This is a genomic window from Methylibium sp., assembly GCF_031393925.1.
GTDB lineage: Bacteria > Pseudomonadota > Gammaproteobacteria > Burkholderiales > Burkholderiaceae_C > Methylibium.
On record NZ_JANMWL010000089.1, the window covers coordinates 1 to 9408 of the forward strand.

Consider the following 9408-nt stretch of genomic DNA (forward strand, 5'->3'; position numbering starts at 1 on the left):
CGCACGCTGCTCGCGCTGCCGCCCACGGTGAACCTGGCCACGGCCAGCGCGCAAACTCAATCGCCCGGCACGCCGCTGCTGGTGGTGCGCCGCCTCGACATTCCCGAGCACCTGCAGTCGCGCCGCGTACGCTTTCGCGCCGACGCCAGCACGCTCGGCGAATGGCCCGATGCGGTGTGGGCCGAGCGCATCGAGGTGGCGATGACACGCGAGTTCGTCGCCGCGCTGCGCCCTCGCCTGCCGGGCTATCTGCTGTGCGAAGCGAGCTGTGCCGAACGGCTGCCGGCGCTGGCGCTGGCCGTCGAGCTGCAGCCGCTCGACTACCTGCGTGCCACCCGCCGCCTGCAGGCCCATGCGCGCGTCACCCTCGCCACCACCGGCGCCGACGCGCGTCCGCTCGGCACCACCGAGCTGAACTTCGATCTGCCCGCCTCGGCCGACACGCCGCAGGCGCAGGCCGAAGCGATCAGCGAGTTGCTGCGACAGCTCGCTACCGCGGTAGCGCCGTTGTTGCCGAGCGCCGTCCGCTGATAGACGCGCCGCGCGGGGGTGCCTCACGCGGCGCATATCGTCGACGCGACGCGATCGGTCGCACCTGGCGTGCAGCGACACCCTGGCGCTGCCTGGCAATCCGGGCGTGGTGCGGCCGGGCCACTGCATGCTGTTCGCGCTCGACGCGCGGCGGCTCGTCAACCCGGGGCCGAAGCGCAGCGTCAGCGGATCACCGGCTCAGCTAACGCTCACCGCGACCACGCTCAGCGGCAAGCTCGTCTGGGGCAGCAGCGGCCTGCCGCCCGGCCTGCAGATCAACGTCACCAGCGGCGTGACCAGCGGACCCCCACCACCGCCGGACGCTATGCGGTCACGTTGACCGTCGGCAATGGTGTCGGCACGAGCAGCACGCGCGTGCCGTGGCAGGTCGGTGCCGCGCAGGCGTCGGCGCTGAAGGCGCGTCGCTCACCGTGAAGCGCGGTGCGGCCGTCAGTTCGCACGCCGCAGCGCAGCGCGCAACTGCTCGCCCAGTTCTGGCCGGGCGGCGAACGGGTCGCTCGGGTTGCGCGACTGCAGCACGTCCTCGAGCCGCGTCTGCACGCCGGCCAGGGCCCTGGGGTGGCTGAAGACGTAGAAGCGCCCCTCGCGGACGGCGTCGAACACGCGCTGCACGACCTCTTGGGCGCTGACCTTGCCGGCGCTCACGGCCTTGTCCATCATCGCCTTGGCGACCTGCTGGCTGCGCGTGGGCTCCTGTGCGCACGCTTCGCCGGGGCGGTTGCGCTCGCTCCGGCCGATGCCGGTGGGCACGAAGAACGGGCACAGCACCGAGGCGCCGATCTGGTCGGTGACCAGACGCAAGTCCTGGTAGAGCGTTTCGCTCAGCGCCACGACGGCGTGCTTGGTGACGTTGTAGACGCCCATGTTGGGCGCATTGACCAGGCCGGCCATCGAGGCGGTGTTGACGATATGACCCCGGTAGCCGGGGTCGGCTGCGGCCGCCGCCAGCATCATCGGCGTGAACACGCGCACCCCATGCGCCACGCCCATGAGGTTGACGCCGACCAGCCATTCCCAATCGGCCAGCGTGTGCTCCCAGATCAGGCCGCCGACCGCGATGCCGGCGTTGTTGAAGACGAAATGCGGTGCGCCGAAGCGCGCCTGGGTGGCGTCGGCCAGCGCCTGGACCTCGGCGGCCTTGGACACGTCGAGCGCAAACGCCAGCACCGGCGCGCCGCGCGCCGCCACCTCGGCGGCGGCGCGCTCCAGGGCGCCTGCCTGCACGTCCGCCATCACCACGTTCATGCCCTCGCGCGCGGCGACGTGCGAAGCCTCTAGGCCAAAGCCCGAGGCCGCACCGGTGATGACCGCCGTGCGCCCGGCCAGGCTTTCGATCATGTGCCAGCGCCCCGCGTGATCCGAAAGCCCAGACGCGGGAAATGCACATGCACCAGGCCCGCGCGGTCGTCGCGGCGCTCGAGCGTGACGCGCTCGCGCGTGAGGCCGACCAGGCGGCCCGTCACCGGGTCCTGGCCGTAGTCGGTGGCCGACACCGTGACCTGCTCGCCAGCATCGAAGCCCAGCCCGAACTCGACGCGCGACGGTGCATGGCCTTTTGCCGAGGCGGCGACGGCCAGCGCTTCGCCGGAGCCGAGTTCACGGGGATGCCCTTGCCCGATGGCCAGCACGCGCGCGTGCCAGGCCAGCAGGCGGGGATAGGCGTCGAGGATCGCGACCACCGGCGGCGCGCTCTTGACGAACCAGATGCAGTGCGCGACCGAAAAGTCGGCGATGCTGACTTGCGTGCCACCCAGGAAGGCGCGGCCATCGGCGAGCCGCTGCTCGAGCCAGCCCAGGTGGGTGTGCAACTGCGCGGTCGCATCGGTGACGGTGGGCCAGTGCAGGCCGCTGGTGAGCGCCGCCCGGTCCTCGCCAAACGCCTTGATCACCTCGGAGGGTGCGCCCGCAAAGATCGCGGCAAGACCGGCCGGCTGGATGGTGTAGGGCACCACGGTCCAGAACAGCGTGGTGTCGGCCCATTGCGCCATCAACTGTGCCGCTCCGGCGGACTCGGCCGGGTGGATTGAAGGCTCGGGCGCGCGCTGCTCGAGCACGCTGGCGATCAGCGCGCTGTCGCAATAGATGTCGGCTCCCACCTGCAGCACCGGCGTCTTGCGGTAGCCGCCGGTCAGTGGCAGCAGGTCCGGCTTGGGCATCATCACGGGGATGATCACGCTGCGCCACTCGAGCCGCTTGTGGCCCAGGATCAGCCGCGTCTTCTCGGAAAACGGCGATTGCGGATAGTGGTGGAGGATCAGTTCACTGCTGTCGTTGCTCATGTTGTCTCCGTCATGGATGGGCGCCGTGCGACTCGCGCCGGGCTCGGCGCGAAGATGCGGTGCAGGGTGTCGGACAGGTCGCGCACTTCGGCGCGGTCAAGCGCGCCCTTGTCGGCCAGCAGCCGGTGAAGGCGCGGCAGATGGTAGTGCGGCACGGCCGGGTAGAGATGGTGTTCGAGGTGATGGTTGACGTGGTGCGGGAACAGCAGCGCGCGGCCGGCGAGGTTGAGCAGCGTGTCCCCCAGCCGCCCACTCCTGGCGCGGCCCGTGAGGTTGCTGCGCGCCGCCGTCAGTGGCGAGCCGAGGTCGGTGACGGCGCCGTGCTCGCAAATCGCGCGCAGCCGCAGGATCGGCTGCAGCACGGTCAGGAGCGGCAGCAGCCACAGCACGGCGTACTGCGCCAGGCCGCGCCAGCCACCCAGCGCCAGGCAGGCGAGCGGCAAGGCGAGCTGCGCGGCGATGACCCAGAGGCGATCGATGCGCGCCGCGTGGCGCAGCCCGGCCGAGGTGTCGTTCAGCAGTTTGTGCGAGCGCCCGCTGCCGTCGTCGTCCTGGATCGCCGGGGCGCCGAAGAAGTAGGCGTAGGTCTTCCAGGCGTTCCAGCCGGCCACGTCCTGCGCCAGCTTGTTCCAGAGGTAGGCGACGCCGCGCGGGTAGCCGCCATGGATGGCGGTGTCGGGGTCTTCGGGGCCGTAGAGATGGTTATGGTGCAGGCGGTGGATGACGCGGTAGGTACACATCGAGATGCCGCCCGCCATGCCGATGGCGCGGCCAAGCACGTCATTGCAGCCGCGGTGGCCGAGCAGCCGGTAGTGCGCCGCCTCGTGGGCCAGGATGAAAAAAGCGTGGTGCTGCACGCCCAGCACCAGCAAGCTCACCAGCACCCAGGGGCTGGGCCAGAGCGCGAGGCCGATGGCGATGGCCGCCGAGCTGACGCCCACGGTGAGCGCCACAGCGGCCAGCGAGCGGGCGTCGCTCAGTTGCGTGAGTGGCGACAACTCTTCGGCGCTGAGCACGCGACGCGCGGCGGCATTGCCCTGCCCGGCGCGCGTCGTCGCGGGCGCAGCGGGCGCGCCCGGCAGCGGCCGCAGATCGTCGCGGAATTCCTCACCAACGTCAGGCGACGCGGTGCGGCTCATCGTGGGCTCCTGCTCGACGTTCTTCATCACCGGCCTCGGCTTCATTGCAGCAGGCGCGAGGCCAGCGGTGAACTGAGCAAGATGAACCCGACCACGTTGAGCGTGACGCTGATCCAGAACGTCGAACGAAACTGCGTCTTGCTCGACTTGTGGCGAAGCAATTGCTGTGCGGCGATGGCGCCCGGCCAGCCGCCCGCCAGACCCAGGGTGAGGAGCGTGCCTTCCGAAACCCGCCAGCGCCCCGCCACCGCCGCCGCCTTGTCGAGCGCATAGGCAGCGAAGCAAATGCCGCTGACGGCCACGTACAGACCGGCCACCCAGCCGGGAACACGCCAGAGCGCGTCGACGAACAGGTAGACGGAGCCGAACGCGGGGATGGCGTAGTAGCTCGCGGCGCCCCACTGTGCAGGTGAGGCGTCGCGCCGTTGCCGAGCAGGCGGACCCGCACTCCCGGGCTGGACCTGCGTTGCACGCTTCCTGCCTTTCGGATCGACCTCGATTTCGAAGGAGACCGCCTGGCCCACGCAAGGCCTCGGCGCAGTAGCCCCGAAGGCCTTGATATGCACGAAGACCGTCTCGCCGCCCTGCGCCGGTTCGATGAAGCCGAACCCGCGCCCGTCGTTCCATGATTTGAGCGTGCCTTCGAATCGCATGATGGGTCGACCCGATCGACTCAGACCAGCTTGACGAGCTGCTTGCCGAAGTTGCGCCCCTTGAGCAGCCCCATGAAGGCCTCGGGCGCGCTTGCCAGACCTTGGGCCACCGTTTCGCGGTACTTCAGCTTGCCGCTGGCGACCATCGAGCCGAGTTCCTGCAGTGCGGCCGGCCACAAATCCAGGCGGTCGGTGACGATGAAGCCCTGGAGTTTGAGGCGGTTGACGAGGATCAGCGTCGGGTGAAGCATCGGTATCGGCTCGCCGTTGTAGCCCGAGATCATTCCGCACACCGCGATGCGCGCGAAGGTGTTCGAGTGCAGCAAGACCGCGTCGAGGGTCATGCCACCGACATTCTCGAAGTAGCCGTCGATGCCGCCCGGGCAGGCCGACTTCAGTGCGCCGCCAAGCGACTCGAGATCCTTGTGCAGCTTGTAGTCGATGCAAGCATCGAAGCCGAGTTCGCGGGTCACGTAGGCACACTTCTCGGGGCCACCGGCCAGGCCGACCACGCGTGCGCCGCGCGTCTTGGCGAGCTGCCCGAACGCACCGCCCACCGCGCCACTGGCCGCGCTCACCACCACCGTTTCGCCCGCCTTGGGAGCGATGATCTGCGTGAGGCCTTGCCAGGCCGTGACACCGGGCATGCCCACGGCGCCGAGGTAAGCCGCGAGCGGTATGTGCGTCGTGTCGACCTTTTGCAGCGTGGCGACCTGGCTCGCGCCGACAAGCTGGTACTCCTGCCAGCCGCCCATGCCGACGACCTTGTCACCCACCGCGAAGCCGGCGTTGCGCGAGGCGACCACTTCACCGACGGAGCCGCCGCCCATCACTTCGCCCAGCGCCTGCGGCTCGATGTAGCTCTTGCCCTCGTTCATGCGCCCGCGCATGTAGGGGTCCAGCGAGAGGTAGTGGTGGCGCACCAGCACCTCGCCATCGGCGGGTTCGCCCACCGGCGTCTGAACGAGCCTGAAATTGCTCGCGGTGGGTTCGCCCGCAGGGCGGGAGGCGAGCAGGATTTGCTGGTTCATCGTGGTCATGGGGTTTCCTCGTTTTAATCCGATCCGCTGTCGCCCGGCCGTCGTTGCAGCGGCAGGACATCGCGGCCGCGGGGCAGCGCGCGCAGGTATTTGAATGTAGCGGTCGCATGGGCGCACAGCGCGCCGTCCGCGGCGAACACGCTGCCTTCGCAAAAGGCCAGGGTCGCGCTGCGGTGCAGCAACTTGCCGCGCCCCGTGAGCCGACCCTCGCCGGGGCGCATAAAGCTGGTCTTCATTTCGATCGTAACCACGCCGGGCCCGAGATCGGCCGCGCCGGTGTCGGTATCGGTGTCTTCGCTGCGCGCCGGACCGAGGGAAACGCCGACGCTGCGCGCCGGACTCACGGAAACGCCGACGCTGCGCGCCGGACTCGCAGAAACGCCGACGCTGCGCGCGGCGTGGGCCATCACCGCGTCGAGCAAGGTCATCGTGAGCCCGCCGTGCGCCACCTTGAACGAGTTGCACAGGCCCTCGCTGAGCGTCACCGCAATCTCGGCCTCGCCCTCACCCATGCGCAGCAGCTCGAAGCCAAGCTGCTCGACGAAGGGAATGCGGACCGGAAAGCGCATGGCGGGCCCGGCGTTCAGCCCTTGGGCCGCCCCAAGAGGGCCGAGCGCCCCAGGGGCCACGAAGTGGCCCTCGCCGGGCCATGGGGGCAACACCGCAGGTGCGTGGCGGTCGTCATCTCAAAGGCCGATCATGGCGCTGACGCCGCCATCGACCGGCAGCGTCTGCCCGGTGATGTGCTTGCCGGCGTCCGACGCGAACAGCAGCACGGCGCCCTTGAGGTCTTCGTCGTCGCCAATGCGCCCGAGCGGCGCATGCGAGGCCATGGTCTGCTCGCCCATCCTGGCGATCAGTCCCTGGGTCATCTTGCTCGGGAAGAAACCGGGCGCGATCGCGTTGACGTTGATGCCATGCACGCCCCACTCGCCGGCCAGCTGGCGCGTCATGTTGATGACCGCGGCCTTGCTGGTGTTGTAGGCCACGGTCTGCAGGCTGTTCAGGTGGCCGCCGAGTCCCGCGATGGAAGCGATGTTGATGATGCGGCCGCGCTTGCGCTCGATCATCGAGCGCTTGGCGATCGCCTGGCTGAGCAGGAAGACCGCGCGCACGTTCAAGTTCATGACCTTGTCCCAGGCGTCGAGCGGGTGGTCTTCGGCGGGCGCACCCCAGCTCGCGCCGGCGTTGTTGACGAGGATGTCGACATGGCCCAGCCGCTGCAGCGCTTCGTCGGCCAAGCGCAGCACCTCGGCCGGCTGGCTGGCGTCGGCGGCAATCCACTGCGCGTCGATGCCGCGCTTTGACAACTGCGCTGCGGCCTCCTCCAGGTCGGCGGCCTTGCGCGAGCTGAGCAGCACTTTCGCACCGGCCTCGCCGAGCGCCTCTGCGATCTGCAGGCCCAGGCCGCGCGAGCCGCCGGTGACGAGCGCGGTGCGGCCCGTGAGGTCGAACAATTGCTGGACAGTGCGGCTCATGCAGGTCTTTCTCTGAAAGGTGTCAACGGTCTAACCACTCGAAGAACGCCGCGTTGCCGGGCTGGCGGCCGAGAAAGCGCGTCACCAATTCGTTGGCGTCGATCTGCCCGCCGTTGGCCAGCACGATGCTGCGATAGCGCTGCCCGGTGGTGCCGTTCAGGTGGTCGGCGGCGAACGCGGTGTGCAGATCGTGCGCGGTCGCCAGGCTCCACAGGTAGGCGTAATAACCGGCCGAGTAGCCACCGGCGATGTGCGAGAAAGCGGCCGGGAACAGGCTGCCCTTTTCGTAGCCGAGCGGCGTGGCGCCCTCCAGCCGTGCCCACAGCGCCAGTGGCTCGGGCGCGCTGGCGGCGTAGAGCGCGAGGTCGTAGCTGGCATAGAGATGCTGGCGCGCGAACAGCAGGCCCTTGGCGAAGCTGCGCGACGCGGTGGCGCGCTCGAGCAGATCGGCCGGCACCGGCTCGCAGGCGGCACAGACTTGGCTGAACAGGGCCAGCACCTTGGCGTCGTAGACCCATTCCTGGAGCATCTGCGACGGCGCCTCGACGAAGTCGAGCTTCACGTTGGTGCCGGCCTGGGTGGCGTAGCGGGTGTTGGAGAGCGCGACGTGCAGCGCGTGGCCGAACTCGTGCAGCATCGTCTCGAGTTCGGCCAAGGTCAGCCCCTCGCGGTTGAAGTTGGTGACGAGTGCGGCGATCGGCAGGCGCTGGTCCAAGGTCGACGAGCCGCGCACCGACCACACCGCCGCATGGCCGAATTTGTCGGCGCGCGGATACAGGTCGAGGTAGAGCGTGGCGAGAGCGCGCTGGTCGCCGAGGTCGAACACCTCGTAGGCCTTCGCGTCCGCGTGCCACAGGGTCTGCTGCAGCGGCCTGAAGCCGACGTTGAACAGCCGCCCCGACAGCGCGAACACGAAGTCGACGCTGGCCTCGGTCGGGAAGTGGCGGCGAAAGCTTTCCTGGTCGAGCGCGAAACGCTCGCGTTTGACGCGCTCGACGTAGTAGCCGGTGTCCCAGCGTTTAAGCGGGGTGGCTTGCAGCGGCTGCTTCAGGTCGGCCGCCTTGGCGGCGCGCAGGTCGGCCAGGTCGCGCTGCTCACGCTGGTCGACCACGGCCTTCACTTCGCCGAGAAATCCCTGCACGCGCTCGACGCTTTGCGCCATGCGGTGGCGCACCGCGAACTCGGCGTAGCTCGCCAGGCCGAACAGGCGTGCGTATTCGCGACGCTGGGCGCCGAGCCGCGCCAGCAGCTTCAAATTGGCTTGGCCGCCGCGCGCCTGGAAGGCCCGCCACATGCGCTCGCGCGTCTGCGGATTGCGTGCGTTGTCGAGCACCGGCAGCACGCTCGGGTACGCGAGGCCGAGCAGACGCCGGCCCTGGGCGTCGCGCGGCGCCTTGCTCCACACGTTGACGGGCACGCCATCGAGTTCGGCTTCGGTGAAGGCCACCGTGGTGGCGATCTCGCGCACACGGCGGTCGAAGTCTTGCGAGAGTTTGCTGATCTGGTTGTTGAGCGCCTGGGCGCGCTGGCGCCTGGCTGGCGTCAGCGCTACGCCGGAGTCCTCGAAGCTGTCGAGCAGGCCGCGCTGCATCTGCGCATCGATGGCGTCAGTCGGCTGCGCGGACTTGATGCGCGCGTAGATCTTCGCGTCCTGATAGAACTGGCTGGAGAAGGCCTGCAAGCGCAGCTCGCAGGCCTCGGCCGCGTCGCGCAGCGGCTTGCTCGGGTGAACATTGGCCAGCAGCGACAAGGGCGCAATCGTGTCTTCGGTGCGCTGCGTCAGGCGGTCCAAGCCGACCAGCACGTCAATGCCGCCGGCACCGCCGCGCGCAAGCTCGGGGGCGCCGAGGCTGCGCTGATGGCCCGCCAGATCGCGCAGCAGCGTGTCGCACGCCGCCTTGACCGCGGGTGCCTGCGCGTAGCTCGCAAACACATTGAGCGTCTCGGCCCGGGCGTGCAGCGGCGTGATGAGCCCGGCCAGTGCCGCCAGGCAAAGCGTGCAAATCGAAGCTCGGATCATGGTCATCCGAAGGATAGGAAGGCGTGTTTCGGCGTGACTCGCGCCGCGCCAGGACACGACCGGCCGCGGCTGCGTCATGGCGGCGGCTCCTCGCCGCGTTCGGCGCGCAGGCGCGAGCGCAACCAGATCAGCAGCAGCCCGACCAGCACGGCCAGACCCCCTGCGACCGCCATGCCTTGGCCGAGCGCCGCGTCGCGCCCGATGATCCACACGCCCAGCATGCCCAGGGCCATGCCGCCGTAGATCA

Annotated in this window: 10 protein-coding genes; 2 read left to right on the forward strand and 8 right to left on the reverse strand. The window is 69.4% G+C overall.

Annotated features, from left to right (window positions below):
• The coding region (locus RMO12_RS05425) for an ABC-type transport auxiliary lipoprotein family protein (RefSeq protein ID WP_309638503.1) at positions 1-531 on the forward strand (531 nt) is incomplete at its 5' end.
• Between the two features lie 106 nt (positions 532-637).
• Complete coding sequence (locus RMO12_RS05430) at positions 638-871, forward strand: hypothetical protein (RefSeq protein ID WP_309638504.1); 234 nt, start codon at positions 638-640, stop codon at positions 869-871.
• A gap of 110 nt (positions 872-981) precedes the next feature.
• On the opposite strand, the gene RMO12_RS05435 is transcribed toward RMO12_RS05430, so the two are convergent.
• The 8 genes from RMO12_RS05435 to RMO12_RS05470 all read right to left on the reverse strand — a co-directional run bounded on the left by RMO12_RS05435 (position 982) and on the right by RMO12_RS05470 (position 9161).
• Positions 982-1890 carry an SDR family oxidoreductase gene (locus RMO12_RS05435; protein ID WP_309638505.1) on the reverse strand — a complete coding sequence of 303 codons (909 nt, stop codon included), beginning with the start codon at positions 1888-1890 and terminating at the stop codon, positions 982-984.
• The gene (locus tag RMO12_RS05440) at positions 1887-2831 is read right to left on the reverse strand and encodes a glutathione S-transferase family protein (protein ID WP_309638506.1); all 945 of its coding nucleotides are present in this window, start codon (positions 2829-2831) and stop codon (positions 1887-1889) included. Before RMO12_RS05440 ends, RMO12_RS05435 begins: the two co-directional genes overlap by 4 nt.
• Positions 2828-4015 (reverse strand): fatty acid desaturase, encoded by a 1188-nt coding sequence (locus RMO12_RS05445; RefSeq protein WP_309638507.1) that lies wholly within the window; start codon positions 4013-4015, stop codon positions 2828-2830. Before RMO12_RS05445 ends, RMO12_RS05440 begins: the two co-directional genes overlap by 4 nt.
• A complete protein-coding gene (locus RMO12_RS05450; RefSeq protein WP_309638508.1) occupies positions 4012-4623 on the reverse strand; it encodes a cold shock and DUF1294 domain-containing protein in 612 nt (203 codons plus the stop codon). The genes RMO12_RS05445 and RMO12_RS05450 overlap by 4 nt, the downstream gene beginning before the upstream one ends.
• A gap of 20 nt (positions 4624-4643) precedes the next feature.
• Complete coding sequence (locus tag RMO12_RS05455) at positions 4644-5663, reverse strand: NADP-dependent oxidoreductase (protein ID WP_309626706.1); 1020 nt, start codon at positions 5661-5663, stop codon at positions 4644-4646.
• A 14-nt stretch (positions 5664-5677) separates the two neighbouring features.
• Positions 5678-6232, reverse strand: coding sequence for a PaaI family thioesterase (locus tag RMO12_RS05460; protein ID WP_309638509.1), 555 nt, complete (start codon positions 6230-6232; stop codon positions 5678-5680).
• A 117-nt stretch (positions 6233-6349) separates the two neighbouring features.
• Positions 6350-7141 carry an SDR family oxidoreductase gene (locus RMO12_RS05465; RefSeq protein ID WP_309638510.1) on the reverse strand — a complete coding sequence of 264 codons (792 nt, stop codon included), beginning with the start codon at positions 7139-7141 and terminating at the stop codon, positions 6350-6352.
• 22 nt (positions 7142-7163) lie between these two features.
• Complete coding sequence (locus RMO12_RS05470; protein WP_309638511.1) at positions 7164-9161, reverse strand: M3 family metallopeptidase; 1998 nt, start codon at positions 9159-9161, stop codon at positions 7164-7166.
• Between the last annotated feature and the right edge of the window lie 247 nt (positions 9162-9408).

Coding starts and splice junctions, on each gene's coding strand:
- RMO12_RS05465 (WP_309638510.1), bottom strand. CDS start 7,141: ATGAGCCGCACTGTCCAGCAATTGTTCGACCTCACGGGCCGCACCGCG.
- RMO12_RS05455 (WP_309626706.1), bottom strand. CDS start 5,663: ATGACCACGATGAACCAGCAAATCCTGCTCGCCTCCCGCCCTGCGGGC.
- RMO12_RS05460 (WP_309638509.1), bottom strand. CDS start 6,232: ATGCGCTTTCCGGTCCGCATTCCCTTCGTCGAGCAGCTTGGCTTCGAG.
- RMO12_RS05470 (WP_309638511.1), bottom strand. CDS start 9,161: ATGATCCGAGCTTCGATTTGCACGCTTTGCCTGGCGGCACTGGCCGGG.
- RMO12_RS05450 (WP_309638508.1), bottom strand. CDS start 4,623: ATGCGATTCGAAGGCACGCTCAAATCATGGAACGACGGGCGCGGGTTC.
- RMO12_RS05435 (WP_309638505.1), bottom strand. CDS start 1,890: ATGATCGAAAGCCTGGCCGGGCGCACGGCGGTCATCACCGGTGCGGCC.
- RMO12_RS05445 (WP_309638507.1), bottom strand. CDS start 4,015: ATGAAGCCGAGGCCGGTGATGAAGAACGTCGAGCAGGAGCCCACGATG.
- RMO12_RS05440 (WP_309638506.1), bottom strand. CDS start 2,831: ATGAGCAACGACAGCAGTGAACTGATCCTCCACCACTATCCGCAATCG.